The sequence below is a fragment of the Eubacteriaceae bacterium ES3 genome, assembly GCA_030586155.1.
GTDB lineage: Bacteria > Bacillota > Clostridia > Eubacteriales > Eubacteriaceae > Acetobacterium.
In genome coordinates this window covers 389,214-405,330 of record CP130741.1, presented here as the reverse complement: position 1 = coordinate 405,330, position 16,117 = coordinate 389,214, and the positions used below count along the sequence as shown (strand labels likewise).

At 39.9% G+C, this 16,117-nt stretch carries 24 protein-coding genes; 6 read left to right on the top strand and 18 right to left on the bottom strand.

Features of this window, described 5'->3' with window-relative positions; all coding sequences use genetic code 11:
• Positions 1-34: 34 nt before the first annotated feature.
• From Q5O24_01820 to Q5O24_01770, 11 genes are all read right to left on the bottom strand, one after another.
• Complete coding sequence (locus tag Q5O24_01820; protein ID WKY48093.1) at positions 35-574, bottom strand: permease; 540 nt, start codon at positions 572-574, stop codon at positions 35-37.
• Positions 571-1,053 (bottom strand): permease, encoded by a 483-nt coding sequence (locus Q5O24_01815; protein WKY49190.1) that lies wholly within the window; start codon positions 1,051-1,053, stop codon positions 571-573. The genes Q5O24_01820 and Q5O24_01815 overlap by 4 nt, the downstream gene beginning before the upstream one ends.
• 28 nt (positions 1,054-1,081) lie before the next feature.
• Positions 1,082-2,275 (bottom strand): MFS transporter, encoded by a 1,194-nt coding sequence (locus Q5O24_01810; GenBank protein WKY48092.1) that lies wholly within the window; start codon positions 2,273-2,275, stop codon positions 1,082-1,084.
• Positions 2,276-2,482 carry a 4Fe-4S dicluster domain-containing protein gene (locus Q5O24_01805; protein ID WKY48091.1) on the bottom strand — a complete coding sequence of 69 codons (207 nt, stop codon included), beginning with the start codon at positions 2,480-2,482 and terminating at the stop codon, positions 2,276-2,278.
• A gap of 146 nt (positions 2,483-2,628) precedes the next feature.
• A complete protein-coding gene (locus Q5O24_01800; protein ID WKY48090.1) occupies positions 2,629-3,024 on the bottom strand; it encodes a putative zinc-binding protein in 396 nt (131 codons plus the stop codon).
• Complete coding sequence (locus Q5O24_01795) at positions 3,024-3,422, bottom strand: putative zinc-binding protein (GenBank protein ID WKY48089.1); 399 nt, start codon at positions 3,420-3,422, stop codon at positions 3,024-3,026. Before Q5O24_01795 ends, Q5O24_01800 begins: the two co-directional genes overlap by 1 nt.
• Positions 3,415-4,251, bottom strand: a complete 837-nt coding sequence (gcvH, locus tag Q5O24_01790) for a glycine cleavage system protein GcvH (GenBank protein ID WKY48088.1) — start codon at positions 4,249-4,251, stop codon at positions 3,415-3,417. Before gcvH ends, Q5O24_01795 begins: the two co-directional genes overlap by 8 nt.
• Positions 4,248-4,556, bottom strand: coding sequence for a ferredoxin family protein (locus Q5O24_01785; GenBank protein WKY48087.1), 309 nt, complete (start codon positions 4,554-4,556; stop codon positions 4,248-4,250). The genes gcvH and Q5O24_01785 overlap by 4 nt, the downstream gene beginning before the upstream one ends.
• Positions 4,557-4,558: 2 nt before the next feature.
• Positions 4,559-4,930 (bottom strand): hypothetical protein, encoded by a 372-nt coding sequence (locus tag Q5O24_01780; GenBank protein ID WKY48086.1) that lies wholly within the window; start codon positions 4,928-4,930, stop codon positions 4,559-4,561.
• 119 nt (positions 4,931-5,049) lie between these two features.
• The gene (locus tag Q5O24_01775) at positions 5,050-6,090 is read right to left on the bottom strand and encodes a radical SAM protein (protein WKY48085.1); all 1,041 of its coding nucleotides are present in this window, start codon (positions 6,088-6,090) and stop codon (positions 5,050-5,052) included.
• Between the two features lie 27 nt (positions 6,091-6,117).
• Positions 6,118-6,258, bottom strand: a complete 141-nt coding sequence (locus Q5O24_01770) for a hypothetical protein (protein ID WKY48084.1) — start codon at positions 6,256-6,258, stop codon at positions 6,118-6,120.
• Between the two features lie 216 nt (positions 6,259-6,474).
• Here Q5O24_01770 and Q5O24_01765 point away from each other — a divergent pair, with 216 nt between their 5' ends.
• The 5 genes from Q5O24_01765 to Q5O24_01745 all read left to right on the top strand — a co-directional run bounded on the left by Q5O24_01765 (position 6,475) and on the right by Q5O24_01745 (position 9,186).
• Entirely contained in the window at positions 6,475-7,629 is a 1,155-nt protein-coding gene (locus Q5O24_01765; protein ID WKY48083.1) for an aminotransferase class V-fold PLP-dependent enzyme, read from the top strand.
• Positions 7,626-8,165 (top strand): (Fe-S)-binding protein, encoded by a 540-nt coding sequence (locus Q5O24_01760; protein WKY48082.1) that lies wholly within the window; start codon positions 7,626-7,628, stop codon positions 8,163-8,165. The genes Q5O24_01765 and Q5O24_01760 overlap by 4 nt, the downstream gene beginning before the upstream one ends.
• Before the next feature lie 11 nt (positions 8,166-8,176).
• Positions 8,177-8,449, top strand: coding sequence for a hypothetical protein (locus tag Q5O24_01755; protein ID WKY48081.1), 273 nt, complete (start codon positions 8,177-8,179; stop codon positions 8,447-8,449).
• A 100-nt stretch (positions 8,450-8,549) separates the two neighbouring features.
• The gene (locus tag Q5O24_01750) at positions 8,550-8,846 is read left to right on the top strand and encodes a metalloregulator ArsR/SmtB family transcription factor (GenBank protein WKY48080.1); all 297 of its coding nucleotides are present in this window, start codon (positions 8,550-8,552) and stop codon (positions 8,844-8,846) included.
• 10 nt (positions 8,847-8,856) lie between these two features.
• Positions 8,857-9,186, top strand: a complete 330-nt coding sequence (locus tag Q5O24_01745) for a putative zinc-binding protein (GenBank protein WKY48079.1) — start codon at positions 8,857-8,859, stop codon at positions 9,184-9,186.
• 39 nt (positions 9,187-9,225) lie between these two features.
• Here Q5O24_01745 and Q5O24_01740 read toward each other — a convergent pair whose 3' ends face one another.
• From Q5O24_01740 to Q5O24_01730, 3 genes are all read right to left on the bottom strand, one after another.
• Positions 9,226-9,639 (bottom strand): hypothetical protein, encoded by a 414-nt coding sequence (locus Q5O24_01740; GenBank protein WKY48078.1) that lies wholly within the window; start codon positions 9,637-9,639, stop codon positions 9,226-9,228.
• A gap of 15 nt (positions 9,640-9,654) precedes the next feature.
• On the bottom strand, positions 9,655-10,329 hold the full coding sequence (locus Q5O24_01735; GenBank protein WKY48077.1) for a DnaJ domain-containing protein: 675 nt from the start codon (positions 10,327-10,329) through the stop codon (positions 9,655-9,657).
• A gap of 293 nt (positions 10,330-10,622) precedes the next feature.
• Positions 10,623-11,300 (bottom strand): NAD(P)H-dependent oxidoreductase, encoded by a 678-nt coding sequence (locus tag Q5O24_01730; GenBank protein ID WKY48076.1) that lies wholly within the window; start codon positions 11,298-11,300, stop codon positions 10,623-10,625.
• A 227-nt stretch (positions 11,301-11,527) separates the two neighbouring features.
• On the opposite strand from Q5O24_01730, the gene Q5O24_01725 reads away from it, so the two are divergent.
• Positions 11,528-12,382, top strand: a complete 855-nt coding sequence (locus Q5O24_01725; protein WKY48075.1) for a hypothetical protein — start codon at positions 11,528-11,530, stop codon at positions 12,380-12,382.
• A gap of 221 nt (positions 12,383-12,603) precedes the next feature.
• On the opposite strand, the gene Q5O24_01720 is transcribed toward Q5O24_01725, so the two are convergent.
• The 4 genes from Q5O24_01720 to Q5O24_01705 form a co-directional block, all read right to left on the bottom strand.
• A complete protein-coding gene (locus tag Q5O24_01720; GenBank protein WKY48074.1) occupies positions 12,604-13,632 on the bottom strand; it encodes a 3-deoxy-7-phosphoheptulonate synthase in 1,029 nt (342 codons plus the stop codon).
• A 67-nt stretch (positions 13,633-13,699) separates the two neighbouring features.
• Positions 13,700-14,122, bottom strand: coding sequence for a large conductance mechanosensitive channel protein MscL (gene mscL, locus Q5O24_01715; protein ID WKY48073.1), 423 nt, complete (start codon positions 14,120-14,122; stop codon positions 13,700-13,702).
• Positions 14,123-14,278: 156 nt separating this feature from the next.
• Positions 14,279-15,256, bottom strand: coding sequence for a uroporphyrinogen decarboxylase family protein (locus Q5O24_01710; protein ID WKY48072.1), 978 nt, complete (start codon positions 15,254-15,256; stop codon positions 14,279-14,281).
• A 108-nt stretch (positions 15,257-15,364) separates the two neighbouring features.
• Complete coding sequence (locus Q5O24_01705; GenBank protein ID WKY48071.1) at positions 15,365-15,994, bottom strand: corrinoid protein; 630 nt, start codon at positions 15,992-15,994, stop codon at positions 15,365-15,367.
• Between the last annotated feature and the right edge of the window lie 123 nt (positions 15,995-16,117).

The window sequence follows — 16,117 nt, the reverse complement described above, 5'->3', positions numbered from 1 at the left end:
AGAGGCTGTAGATTATTGGTCTTATTAAAATTATTTAAACATCAAATTTTTCCGCATCTTCATAAATCTTCCTGATTTCATCTTCTTTCATCATAGCCGAAAGAATAGTTGCAATAATGATAATCCCTGGGATATCGATGAGCAATCGGGTGATTGCAAATTTAGCCCCCATTGAAGCCATTTCAAACAAAAACATAGGAATTTTGGTCGTCGACCAGGCACCGATAAAGATCATGATATTGCTGAACTTGACACCCTTTTTCATAAATACCGCGGCAATCGGAAAGGCTCCGTAAAGTGGACCAGCAGCTGCAGATCCAATAAAAAATGCCAGCAGTATCCCTTTTAAGCCTGAACCTTCTCCCATATATTTCATCATCGTTTCCCGGGGTACCCAGACATCTAAAAGTCCCAGGAGGACAAAAATGGGGGGAATAATCATCATCATTTCTTTAATCGAATATCCACTGATTCCAATCGCTTTTAATCCCAGTTCCCGATTAAATAGCATGATGAAAATCATAATCACAAATGCAATTAAAAAAGCGCGATAGCGTCTTAAAATTTTTTTCATAAACTCATCACCAGTCCAATCACCAGCGCCACGATAAAAGAGAAGCAAAAGGCCAGCAAATTACGGGCGATCGCCAGTTTTTTTCCGAAATACTTTATCTCCACCGGCAGGGTTATAATGCCCACCATCATTAAGGCAGAGATGAAGGCACCAATCTGCATATAGCCGGCCCCCCCCTCTAACAGGAGGGCGGTCATTGGAAATGCTACAAAGCCTGGAATCAGGGTAATCGAACCGGTAACAGCGGCTAAAACCACTCCGATCCACCCCGATTTTTCACCAATAATATCGGAAATAACATCTTCATTAATAACCGCTAAAAGTAATCCGACCAGCAGAATGACCACCAGAAATTCCGGGAGGATGTTTTCAAAGGCTTTCCATGCCTTTTTCAGAGCCATTTTCGTTTTCTTTTTATCCTTGTAAAAGGAAATTGCCAGAAGTAATCCGGCAACTACATATAAAGCGATATTCAATATCTACCACCACCTTTATGCAAAAATTGCCTTACTGGCATTCCCCGTTATTCTCCAGGGTCTGCTGGTGTCGGCTGGCTTCAAACTGCGAAACAAAAATTGCTGCCACCATACTGACCAGAAATAAAATGACGGCAGAATTTAAATAGATTGTTGACAGTTTTCCTGAATCAATCAGCACTGCATTGATGCTTGTGCCTATTGCGCCACCAACAAACATATTAAAAGAGGCCAGTGACATAGCTGTTCCCCGGCGTTTTGACAATTTCTCCTGAACCGTGGTAATAAGGGTTGATTGGAGAAAGATAAAGGCCACTCCATAACCAAACAAAGACAGGGACAACAGCAACACGTTGGTCGAAAAAGCCAGGCCCAAAAGGGATATCCCACCAATCATACCAGCCGATAACAAAAATCTTCCCTTTAATTTTTTTCGCAGCATCGGAGCGATTCGACCGCCGACCACTGTTCCGACCCCAAACAGAGAAAGAATTGCCCCAACAATAAAGAGATTATATCCCGTAGCTGTCTGGATCAGTTTGCCAGTGTAGGTAAAACCACCAAAGACGCTGAAACCAACAAAGAAAATCGTCAGTACCAGTTTCATAAAGGAAAAATCTGAAAGGGGTTCTTTATAAGCTTTAATTAGATGGAAATGATCAACCACCGGCTGATCTCTTTCAAGAATTTTAAACATAATCAGGGCAACGATGAGCTCGGCAATCCCATAAGCCAGGTAAACCAGCCGCCAGGATCCTAAATAAGCCAGGGTTCCACCAATAATAGTCGCCATTGCGCCCCCCATAAACATCAGCCCCATGACCTTGCCAATAGCCTTCTGACGGTGCTGGGGTTCAAAGCTCTGTCCAACGAAAGCCAGGGTAACCGGGAAAATACCGGCACCAAAGGCACCATTCATAGCGCGAAAAAAAATCAGTGAGGGCAGATTAAAAGAAAAAGCACCCAGGATGCTAAAAATCGCTGTCCCCATAGCTGCTATATTGATAATTTTAACTTTACCGAAACGATCCGAAAGCGGGCCAAAGATTAATGTAAATGCCCCAAAAGCCAGCATATAGGCCGTTACCGACATAGCCGCTACACTGACAGTAATGTTTAAATCTGAAGCGATATTAATAATCAGCGGTGCCGCTGCATAGTTATCACCATTGGCTAAGAAAGCCATCAAACCAAGGATGGCAATCATTCTGTTTTTATTTTCCATTTATATGTTTGTATCTCCAAAATACTGTATTGCCTCTGCCGGACAAAGATTTCCACATCCGTGACAACCATCAACGCAGCCATCCGTATAAATTACAATAGGTTTCTGACTGGATTTATCATAAACGCCATGGGTACACTTTTCCACACAAGATCCACATTCCACACAATTTTCTTCATTAATCATTGGATACCAGTTTTTAGCCATTCTATTCCTCTTTTCTAGTTATCAGTAAATATTTTTTACTTAACTTATGTTAATAAATTACAAGTCCCAGATTTGCTCTTCACAACTCTTATAAGATACAAATTATCTAAATCGACTATCAATTTTAGACATAGTCTAAATAGGGTTTAAAGTTCATCATAAATCTTTAAAATTTCAATACTAACTTCATCTACCATTTCCCGGTGCGCTTTGGTCACATTTCTAGTTGATAAAGGTTTCGCCAAAGCCTTTTCAATCCCGAAGATCTTTTCAATGTCTACGCTACCTGCCACTTGACTACTGAATTTTTCAATAGATCGCTTGGCACAGCATTTTGAGCAGCCATCAACTGCTATAGTCGGATAGTTCTTGGCAAACTCCCGTTCACCGCCATCACCAGCAATAAAAAGAGGCAGACACAAAGTCGTGGTCGTCCCCGGGCGATCTTCTTCCATAATTTTTCTTACTGCCAATCGCGAAATAGTTCCTCCCAGACATTCTTCACCGCTGCAGGCAACAACACCGATTTTTTTTTCACTCATCAGATCTCCCCCCTAAGCTGTTCAACCATCTCAGCCATTTTGTCAGCCAGCTCTTCGGCATAATTCCAGCCGTCAGCAGTCAAAGCCGTAGCCGTGCCATGATCTTCACCCCGATGTGCCTTCATATAATCAGCTACCTTAAAACTTTTGGCCACATTACCACCGGCTGCTTCGACACTTTTTAAAGCACATTTCTTGGGACAGCCATCCATGGTAATACAAGTTTCACCATTTATCCGCTTGAGTACTTCATCATCACCAGTCACAAGCTGGGCCAGACACAGGGTCTCTGTTTCTTCTGGGCATTTGTCCTGAGTGACCAGCAACACCGATTCACGCGCCAAAAGCCCCAGAACTTTTCCAATCCCAGAGCAGGGCAATACTTTAATTTTAGACATCTTCTGCCACCTTCTTTTTCAGATATTCAAAATAGGATGGTCCATCATGGAGAATCTCCAAATCATCCTGAAGTTCATCAGTTAATTCAAGTTCCACCAACCAGCCCTTTTCGTAAGGAGCTTCATTGATCAATTCAGGTGAATCCTGGAGTTCCTCATTTACCGCGATTACTGTTCCGGATACCGGTGAAATGATCTCAAAAACCGCCTTGCCCGATTCGATACTGCCGCAATCATCAAACTGCTCAACTTCATCTCCAATTTCTGGCGAATCCACATAGAGAATATCTGAAAGATTCTGCTGAACATAATCGCTAACACCAATTCTGGCTGTCTTTCCCGATACATAAATCCAGCAGTCATTTTCATTAAAATGAAAGCCTTCTTTAGGCACTTTGAAAACAAACTTGCCTTCCATGAAGGAATCATAGTCGATAGAGCCCATTTCAAAGCTCGTAGTTTCCTTTTTATCCTCAGCCTGAGTCAGTTTTTCAATCAAGGCCTTTTGAACTTCCCTGGTTGAATCATTTACAGCCAATTCCTTGCCCAGCTTCACATCAAGAGACTTGGCCACCTCGCTGACATTCAGCTTATCTTTAAACTTTAAATCCAGGCTTTGCACCAATTTGCTGGCACACCGGGTATTACACCCATCAAGCACTACCAGCTCCCCCTGGGAAAGCACCTTTTCATAAGGGCTTTTATTCTGATTTAGGAGTACCGGACAAACCAGCTCCCAACCTTCCTGTTTACTCAGTTCGATAGCAGTCTGGGCAGAAACCAATCCGGCACATTTATCAAGTCCGTTGCAAGGCAGTATACATTTCATTCTTCCGCCTCTTTCTTAGCTGCCTTTTCCGCTTTACGAGTTGCCTTGATTTTTCTTGTTGTCTCATTTTTATCAGGGAATGACAACGCATCCAATCCACACGTTTTAGAACAGGCACGACAAAAAACCACACAGTTCTTAGGATTTTTGACAATTAGTTTTGGCGTTTCATTTTCTCTCACCTCAAAAACCTTATGTGGGCAAAACTCTACACAATCCATACAATCGTTGCATTTATCATAATCAATGGTTGGACACCAGTCAATTTTCTCCCGGTCCACACCCATAAAGGTTGATTCACTCATGGTTACACCTCATATCCCATCTCTTCGAGCTTTTCTTCTACTTTCTCGAAAGCTTCTTCGTTGGTCATATCACGAATATCCAACATCACTGCATCTTCCATCACGTCAAGTCCGGCTTCTTTAAAAGCATCCTTGAACATTTTTTTCTGCATATTTGGGGCACAGGCTCCAATAATCACCTTGCGGTGGCTTTTTAAAAAATCCGCCAAAAAACGATCGCCATCCTCTTCGCATAACTGGGGATGGATGAAAGCATACTCCACTGGCAGTTCTACTCTCACCTGATTGATAAAATCCCATATATCCATAGCCTGAAAACCTGGGCACTTTCCAGTACAGACACACATTAAAAATCCTGGCAATTCCTGACTCATATCATTTACCTCTTTATTATTTAATTATTTGCTTATGGATATTGTACACCCGGAATTTCTCCGAGTCAATCCTAAATTTAATATTTTCCATTTATAAAGGTTCATCGACCCTTCAACTTCTATGGACAGCGAATAAAATTTCTGACCCAAAGACAATCAGAACAGGATGGCGTATTAAAATAGCAGTCATATTTTGTATCTTCCACTAAACTGCAACCACCACGCAGATCGCAGTCTACACACGATGGATACTGATTGTTGTAAATTGTATGCCAAAAATCCTGATAGTCTTTGCCTTCAATGATTTCTTTTAGCGGAGTCTCTTTCACATTGCCAAAGGAATGTTTAATCACCCGCTTCTTTTCACCAAAAACAACTTCATCATAGGTATTAGCTAAACGATAGCAGGAAATTACCTCACCACTTGCATCGATGTAGATATAACCTTTATCGATAAAATCACATCGCCGTTCGGTTTTTAATTCCATATCAGGCATATTGACTTTGATATCCCGATAGGTATACATTTTATCTCTGAACTTTTTACCCTCGACATTTTCATAGCGGGTATAAAATATCTCATCTTCTCCTTCTTGGGAAAGCGGCATCAAATGAGAAAGATTGAGTCGATGAAATCCGTAATGTCGCATTACCTCCAGAATCTCAAACAACTCTTCATGATTACTTTTTGTCAACACATAGGCGATTCCCGTTTTAGGGGTAGATGAGCGGGTTCTTCGATGATAATCAGCAAAATATTCAAAAGTCTTTATCAGCTGATCTTTAAGTCCCTGAGTTTCCTCATGATACTGATCAGCCGAAAAAAATACAGCACCAAAATTTTCACATAAAATTTTGGCTGTTTCCTGTGGCATAATTCCGTTACTGGTTATCAGCAAACGATAGTCTTTAAATAATTCTACCGCTTCTTTAAAATAGGGATAGATCGTTGGCTCGCCAATTCCGCCAAAGAAAATTTCATTGACTGTTCCAATTTCTTCGATCTGTTTTTTCAGCCTTTTAAGCATTTCAAAATCCATATCACCTTCAACAGTTTCCCAACTGTGCCTGAAGCACATCTGACAATCCAGATTGCAACGGTTGGTCAGTTCGATATACACCCGTTTCAGTTCCATTGTTTCTTGCATTGTTTTTTTCATTATTTTTCCCATTCTCCTGAATTGAACCTAGACAAAATCACCTATTAGTCGGCTTAACAGGACCACTGTTTTTTCGTCCATTAGTAATGGCATAGCACTTATCTTCAGGTGTTTTCCCAGCACACCATGAATAGCTTTGCCAACTTCAACCTTTTTTGATAATTCCATTATCAGATATTTCCATCCGATAATCAATCAATTTTTCTAAACATCAAAATTTCAACTCTTTTATACGTTATTATTTAGCTTATAATAGACAACGAAATCAAAATTCTACCTCTTAATTCAATTGACGCACTTTTTAAAACAGGCTATGATAATATGTAAGCATATCATTATTTAATTATGAATTGCTATCCTTAAATTTATTACAAGGAGAATAAAATGAGCGTTTACCTTGACAATGCCGCAACTTCCTTTCCCAAACCCTTGAGTGTTTCTGAATCGGTTTATGACTATATGGTCAACAACGGTGGAACTTCCGGGAGAGGGGCTTATGAAAAGGCTATTATTGCCGACGGTTTGGTTTATCAAACCAGAAAACAGCTGGCTCAGCTTTTTAACCACCCCGATCCTAAAACGGTTGTTTTTTCTTCATCTGTTACCGAATCCCTGAACTTGGCCCTGCAGGGAATATTACAAGATGGCGATCATGTTGTTACCAGCTCACTAGAACATAATGCCGTCTGGCGGTGTTTAAAAACCCTGGAAAGGGATCGCGGTATTTCAATCACCTCAGTCCCCGCTAACCAAAGCGGGGAAACCAGTATTGCCGACGTGAGAACCGCCCTAACACCACAGACCAAAATGATTGTCTTTACCCATGCTTCCAATGTATTGGGGACGATTCAGCCGATTGAACAAATTGGTCAACTGGCACACGAAAATGGTCTTCTTTTTCTAGTGGATGCCGCTCAGTCTGCTGGTGTCCTGCCAATTGATGTTCAGGCACACAACATTGATCTTCTGGCCTTTACCGGTCACAAAAGTCTGCTTGGCCCAATGGGAACTGGCGGTCTGGTTGTCAACTGCGATGTCAATATCCACCCATTGATTTCCGGAGGCACCGGCGGTGACTCCGCCTATGAATATCAGCCCGATTACTACCCCAACCACCTTGAAGCCGGCACCATGAATGTTAGCGGAATAATCGGTCTGGGAAAAGCCATTGCGTTCATTCAAAAAACCGGTCTTGATCTTATCGCTAACAAAGAATCTACACTTATGAATTATGCTCTTGAACAATTAAAAACAGTTCCGGGCATCGAAATCTATGGCCCTCGTGATCCAGCGAAAACAGTTGGCGTTATTGCTTTCAACCTTGCTGGAGAAGCACCGGAAGAAGTCGCTTATTATCTGGATCAAAAATATCAGATTATGATTCGGTCTGGTCTTCACTGTGCTCCCAGCGCCCATCGACTGATTGGCACTGTCAACCGGGGAACTTGCCGTATCGGAATTGGCTACTTTAACGAATCCGACGATATTAATGCTTTAGTCACAGGGCTTAAAACGTATTTAAAGGAGAACAAACAATGATTCTGTCATCCATCAATCTTGTCTATATCAAACCCTGCACAACCGGCGGTGGCCGGATTAAATTTCGGGCCAAAATGAGTAATGCTGTGCCAGAAGTGATGCCTTATTTAAATAGCGTTATAAAAACCGGACTCTATATACCTGCAGCCCAAACTTTTACCTATAAAATTGAAAGTCATATTGTTAATATTCATGATCAGGATTTAACCTGCACTCAGCTGACTAATGAATCTGAATGTTATGAGATGATTGACCATATTTTTGATTTAATTAATGAAACTTGGGAGAACAGGGAAAACATAACCCCTAATAACGAAACCCGAGAACGTCCTAATGCCATCCAGCTTTACAAACTATTGCCACAAAAAAGGGGATGCCGGGACTGCTCACAACCTTCCTGCATGGCTTTTTCTTCAAAACTTATTTTGGGAACTGCGCATCTCAACGACTGCCCGCATATTAAAGAAGAGGCTTTTGCACCAAATTATCTGAGTCTGGAATCGCACCTGCAACTACTGGGTTATGAAACAGAATAGGAGAATATAACATGTCAGCCCAAATTAAAAATCGTGATTACTCAGCTATAAAGTTTTATTTATGCCCAGCTTTTATGCAAGCCAAAACAAATTTCAAAAACCTCGATAATTTTTTTAGCGCTTGTGACTTAGAAGTATATTCTCAGGAAAGTTTTGATGCAATTCCACCAGAAATCTTTGACCAACACGTTCAAAACACTACATCTTTCGAAGATTTTAATGCCTTTATGTCAGCTGCATTAGATTTTTCTTTCGAATCGCAGCTGAAGGGCATCAAACTTTAACTGTTTCTAAAAGCTGATTAATCGGCATTGTCAAATTGCTGAAATTTTTTTATAATATATATACAAGTGGTCAAAATCCACTGAAAGAAATGAGGCAATAATGAACGCAAATGATATATCCGTAAAAATTTTTAAGGCGCTAGGCCATCCTGTTCGATTGGAGATCGTCAAGTTTTTAATTGATTCACCCCAATGCGTCTGCGAACTAAACAGGCTTTTTGACTTCAGTCAGGCCAACCTTTCTCAGCATTTAAGAATCCTAAAAGATGCCGGCATTCTGGAAAGTCAGAAAGTCGGTGTAGAAGTCCATTATCGCCTAAGATTAAAAGGGATCGAAAACTTGCTGGCCGCAATGGATCTGACCACGGCTGAATACTTCAATCATATACAATACTAAGGAGATTACTATGAAACACATTATTTCACCTTGCCCAGGCGGTTGTAATGTAAGTAAAATGACAAATGCCGTTGCCAACCATTTTGAAGAAATGGCTCAGATTATCCCCAAAATCTCTGCTGAGATTATTGAATCTGCTCCCAACGACACCACTTTTGTGGCTTTAAATGGCTGTCCTGCGGTCTGCTCTTCCAATTTTTACAAAAAATTTGGATGCGAATCTTTTTCTGAGATTACTATTATGAAAAATTTCGACCTCAAAAATCAAAAGAAATATGAAAACCTTGATAACCTCGAAGAAGAAATCGCCTTTGTTCAAAACGAACTGAATAAAATTTAATGCTTTAAAATAAAAAAAAGCCTAAATGGCTTTTTTTTATTACAGAAACGTTCTGACATTAAAGGTCTCATGGCAATTGGGACAGTTTACAGTGTTCTTCCCCCGTTTAACTGGAAGTTTTAATTTCTTTTTACAATGCGGACAAGTCTTATATCTGGCCGTCCGAAATTCCTTGATTCTTCTAAAAAAGAATTTTGTTTCTTTTCTGACAGGATTCCAGAATTTTAAAAAGAACTCATTTTCTTTCCGCCGTTTTGCAATATTCCTGGAAAAACTTCGAGCAATATTAACAAATAGGACCAGATAGGAAACCCACATCAGAATACTTGAGTTCACTGCCATATTGATAATCATAATTCCCAGCGCCAGAAACAATCCAGCATAATAGAGCTGGTCAATTCCGTAACGTCCAATCATAAAACGAATCAGTCTGTTTTTTATACTCTGCAGCAATTAAGGTCCTCCTTATTAAAAGATCAATCTGACAAATGAAAACAATGTCTGTAAGACGTAAAGCCCCAAGAAGAACTTCACAATCGTGCCTAGCGGCGAAAAGCCTCCTGCAGTTCGTCTGCCAAAGGAGCTTCCCCTCCCCTGCATCTGTCTGAGTAAATGTTCATATTCGCCATTTCCCGGTTCCATTTCCACAGCTTTCTCAGCATGTAAAATAGCCGTTTCCCGGTAGCCGGCGCCATAGTTTGCTGCCGCTGAGCAATAATACCACCGGGCATCACGCCTGGAAATATGAGCAAGTACATCAAGTGCCGCATCATAATTTCCCATATTAACAAAATTCATTGCCGCTTCAACACTATAACGTTTCTGCTGTCTGTATGACGCACCAAAAATCCATTCAAAAGGATCAAAGTCTTCATAAGGATCCGCTCCAGCACTTCTAGAGCTTGACCAGGTTCTCTGACTTCCTGATGAGGGCTTCTGACCACCAGCATTCTGATAAGCCGGATTAAACTTCCCACTCTTAATCAGATCATATGCGGCATTAATCTCACTCATCTTTTTAGCTGCCAGCTGATCTCCGGGGTTTAAATCAGGATGATATTTTTTTGCCAGTTTTTTATACGCTTTAGAGACATCCTCATCACTGGCGTCATGAGGTACTCCCAATATCTGATATGGGTCCAAATAATCAATCCACCTTTACAATTATTTGGTATTTATAAAAACTAGCTGCACACTCAAAGAACTTTCTCCCTACAGTCAAGCATTTCTGCTTATTCCGGAAAATATTCTTTAACTGCTTTTCCGGTCCAATTTATATCACTGTCTCATAAATACCTATTCGAAATAAACTAATAATATTCTTATTGTACGCCTAAACCTTTATATTTTGTTTAATCAGTCTTAAGTCTTTTTCAGAATTCAAAATATTGTGTAATCTCCGTCTAGAGTCATAGTATTAAAGACTTATTCCTTTTTTATTTAAATACTTCAAAAATTTCATCCATATTGCGCCTTGTTTTAGGTCGATGGTCTCTATTTTTATAGCCAAAAGCAATCATTGTCGCCACCCCAAAGTGACTTTTATCGAGAATTTTTTCCTCTTCAAGTATTTTCTCGACTTGTCCGTAATTAAATCCTTCCATCGGAGTCGAATCCACACCTAGAATCGCTGCTGCGGTTAGCATATTAGCCAGCGGAATATAGGTCTGCCGACATGCCCATTCAAAAAATAGCCGTTCATCACCAGTGATTTTTAAATCATTTTTCTGAAAGTCCTTAAGTTTTTCCTTCCTTTGCGACCTTAGCGGTTCTTCAAAATGCTGAATATCATTCATAATATATTCCACATAGTCAGAATTAAAGCTTAAATCTTTCGGCTTTCTAGCTAGAATAACAACAAAATGACTGGCACCTTCAAGACTGGCTTTTGCTCCCCAGGCAATAGGTTTCAGCCGTTCTTTGATTTCTTTGTTTTCAATTTGTACAAACTTCCATGGTTCAAGGCCCATGGAACTAGGTGATAGCCGTGCAACCTCCATTATCACTTTGAAATCTTCGTCTGATACTCTTTTAGTCGCGTCATAGCCTTTACATGTATAACGCTCTTTAAATGTTTTTAATATCATTTCTCTTAATTGTTTTTGCTGTTCCATTTTTTCACCTTCAATTTTCCTAATTCAATCATAAAATCTTGCAACCTATCTACTCAATTTTATACCAACATATTTTAAAATTAATCAAACCAATTCTATCGAAATCATTACATAATATATAAGGGCAAATATTTCACACTATATAAAAAGTTTTTAAGAGAATTGCGATTATTTAAAAAAATAATTGGTATATATGATTGTACACTATTTCCTAAAGGAGTGACCTCATGTTAACTGAGCTTTATCAGATACGACAGGCAAACGATGTAGACATTAAATATTTTATCAAAAAGGCCAAAAAAGAGGGCTGGAATCCCGGTCTTAATGACGGGCCCGCCTTTTTTTCTGCCGATCCCAAAGGTTTTTTTATCGGTGAATACAACAATGAACGAATTTCCTGCATTTCCGCGGTCAGATATAACGGCTTTGGATTCATTGGACTTTATATGGTAGAAGAGGACTTTAGGGGTTATGGCTTTGGTCTTTCAATCTGGCAGCGGGCTATGAACTACCTTGACGATTTAAATATCGGCTTGGATGGCGTAGTAGCACAACAGGATAACTATAAAAAATCCGGTTTCACCCTGGCCCACACCAATATGCGCTTTAAACTTCAGTCATTTACAAAAACCTCCAACAAATTACCTCAACACATTGTTTCTGCCCCCCTCGTTAATTTTGAAAATTTGCTGGCCTACGACGCAGCCCATTTTCCTTCCCTTCGTGAAAATTTTCTAAAATCCTGGCTGGCCACAGACACCGCTAAAACCCTGGTCTATCAGGATAATCAAAATAACATAAAAGGTTTAGGAACCATTCGCCAATGTTATCTCGGTTTTAAGATCGGTCCTCTCTACGCTGAATCACCCGAAATTGCTGAAAAGCTTTTTTTAAGCCTTCTTCATTTCTCTCAACAAAGACCTGTATTTCTGGATATTTCCACAGAAAACCACGCTGCCCTAGCGCTGGTTGAAAAATACAATATGGAATTTGTTTTCGAAACTGCCCGAATGTACACAGAGGATATACCGGCTCTTCCCTGGGACGAAGTTTATGGGATTACAAGCTTTGAATTGGGATAAAGACCTCATCGCAGGCTTCGCTCTATAGCCTCCACATAACTTACTGGCGTGAAACAACGAACCATGCGGCACTCGGTTCCGCTATCGCTCCACCTCGTCGCGTCAGTCGCCAGATGGCTCCTTCCTTCTAAAAAATAGAAAAAGAAGCAGAAAACAAACGAGTTTGTTTTCTGCTTCTTTTTCTATTTTTTAGAGCCGCATGGCTCGTTGTTTCACGTAATTTACAGCTTTTTGGCAATTTCTTTTATTAGTTTTTCAGATATTTCCCAGCCGAGACATGGATCGGTGATAGACTTCCCATAAACACCGCCATCAACAGCCTGAGTTCCTTCCTCAATATAACTTTCAATCATCAAACCTTTTACATATTTTTTCATCTTATCATCGTAATGGCGATTTCTGACTACTTCTCTGGCGATACGCGGCTGCTCATCGAATCGTTTGTTTGAATTGGAATGGTTAAGGTCAATAATGATAGCCGGGTTCTCGAAATCCCGTTTTTCATATTCATTTATCAGATGCATAATATCCTCATAATGATAATTAGGGAAATTTCTACCATACTGGTCCACTGATCCCCTCATAATCGTGTGAGAAAGAGGATTCCCGTTGGTTTTTACCTCATAGCCTCTAAAAATAAAGGTGTGCTCGCTTTGGGCTGCTTTGATGGCATTGAGCATTACTGTAATATCTCCACTAGTTGGATTCTTCATTCCTACTGGAATTTCCAGACCACTGGAAGTCAAACGATGCTGCTGGTTTTCTACTGAACGGGCGCCAATAGCAACATAACTTAAAAGATCCGAAAGATAAGCATAATTTTCCGGATAAAGCATTTCATCAGCACAGGAAAGACCGGTTTCCTCAATGGCTCGGATATGCAGCTTTCTAATCGCTTTAATCCCTTCCAGCATATTGGATTCCTTATTGGCATCCGGCTGGTGAAGCATCCCTTTATATCCTAAACCTGTAGTTCTGGGTTTATTAGTATAAATCCGGGGAATGATTATGATCTGGTCTTCAACTTCTTTCTGAATCTCTTTTAGCCGTCCAACATAATCAATGACCGCAGTTTCGTTATCTGCTGAACAGGGGCCGATAATCAAAATAAACCGGTCATCCTTGCCCTCAAAAACATCTTTAATCATCTGATCTCGCTGCGCCTTTGCTTTTTTCCCAGCTTCTGATAAGGGAAGCATTTCAAAGATTTCCTGCGGCGATGGCAGATGTTTAATTAATTCAAAGCTCATTTTTCACTTCCTTAATAAGATTTCATTGTTTTAATTATAATAATTTATGTGATTAATCACAAGCTTTTTAATCACCTGGCAACTGTTCTTTTAGGGCAGATGTGCAATTGGGACAGCGACTGGCCTTAATTGCAATATCTGTAAAGCAATAAGGACAGGTCTTAGTTTTCTTTTCTTCTTTGGCTTGCTCTTTTTTAAGTCCTTTAAGCCGTTTTACCAGCTTGAGCATCAAAAATATCACAAAAGCCATAATGACAAAGTTGATGACTGCTGTCAAAAAAGCTCCATATCGAATTTCCACACCAGCAACCGACCAAACCAAATTGCTAAAATCATTTTTTGCAAAAATCCCCAAAACCGGCGAAATAATATCACTGGTAAATGAAGTTACAATCGCCTGAAATGCAGCACCGATGATTACAGCAATGGACAGATCAATAACATTACCCTTCAGTAAAAAACTTTTAAATTCATCAAAAAATTTTTTCATCTCAACCTCCTTATACCTTTTAAGCATATAAAAGTTTTTATCCATTGTCAAGAATCTTCAAGATGTACTATATTAGAATATATACAAAAAAAGCACAGAAATTTTCATTTCCATGCTTTTATATATTGAGGTATTGAGGTTAGCTGGTTAGTGAAGTTAAAACATTTGCTTGCTCATTTCATCGATGGCTTCATCAGTAGCTTCATAGACACCTGGGAAACAGCCAAAATTCAAACCATGGCTGGCACTAGGAATAAAGTAAAGTTTTCCGCACCGTTCGCAGGCTTCTTTAGTTTTTTCCATAATAATTTCTTTAGTCCAACCTGGAAAGTCAATCACACCACTATCGATGTCTCCCATAAAGGTAATCTTTTCTCCATATTTTTTAATCATTTCCGGAGTATTATTGGTTGACATAACACCCTGCCAGATATCAATGCCCATCTCGATCATCGATGGAACCAAATTAGCAGAATAGGAGTCATTATGATGAACAATCAGTTCAACACCATTATCTTTCAAGAAACCATATACTTTCTTATAGGCCGGTAAGAAGAATTCATCAAACATTTCCGGTGATAAGAAGGATGCTCTCTGGCTTCCCCAATCATCATGATGGAAAATACAGTCAGGATGCAGATGATCAATTAGTTGCTTAGCATAGGCAATTTCATATTCGACCAGATAATCAATCAGATCATGCATATCTTCCGGTTCTTCGTAAAGTGCCATCATAGCTTCTTCCATGCTCATCAGATGGTGAGTCATTTCAAAAAGACCTGGTGCCATAAAACAAGTCACATATTCTTCATTACGGTCGACACTATTCGCATGTTCAATGGCAGCTGCCCAACGTTCTTCCGGATAATCAACAGATGGCGCTTTAACGACATCACGCCATTTTGTAATATCCTTAAGGACAATATGTTCATCATCATGAACCGGGAATCCGCCCAGCTGTCCTTCAGGCCAGGTGAAGGTAATGCCCCAGTCATTAACAATTGTCTGCCCGGGTCCTGCCATAGCGCCCATAGGTGCTTCCATAATGATATTCATGAACTCATACTGTTTTACAAACCGATCCGGATTTCCACCTTTGATGGTTTCAATAAGATTCTGTCTTTTTGTTAACATATTCATTCTCCTTTATTCAATCAAATGTCCATTTAAATGCCAACTAAACACTAGAATGCTCTCTTCAGCTAATGCATGAAGGAAGCATTCGACCTAAATCTTAGTTATTTATGCGCCAATTACTTCTTTAGCTTTAACAGCTGCAGTTCCGGCATCTGGAGCATAAGCATCAGCACCAATTTCTTCAGCATATTCAGGGGTAACCGGTGCGCCACCGACAATAACTTTCACATCTAATCCGCTGCCTTTAATAGTAGCCACTGCTTCTTTTAAGGCTGGCATTGTTGTCGTCAAAAGACCAGAACAGGCAACCAGTTTTACATTATTGTTTTCTTTTGCTGCTTCAACAAATTTTTCAGCAGGAACATCAACACCAAGATCTACCATGTCAAATCCGGCACTTTCAATCATCATTGAAACAAGGTTTTTGCCAATATCATGAAGGTCTCCTGCAACCGTTCCGATTACACATGTTCCTAAAGAGGATGATCCATCTCCTGCCATAACAGGTTTTAATACATCAACACCTTTAGACATTGCTTTTGCTGCAATCAGCATTTCAGGAACAAAGATTTCGCCTTTTGAGAATTTATCACCAACAACACTCATGGCTTCAATCATCCCAGCTAAAATATCCTGTGGCGCATCGCCTGCATCCAATGCTTCCTGAACAAGACCTGGTACCAGCTTAGATTTACCCGCTTCAACTTTTGCTTTTACTTCTTCAATTTTTGACATGTTTTTTTCCTCCTGATTTGTTTTAATTTAATATTAATTTTATAAAATACGGTATTCTTCTCTCCAAAAAAGATTACCGGATTTAACACATTATAGGACTTTTAATCTCAGGCCATCTATTTA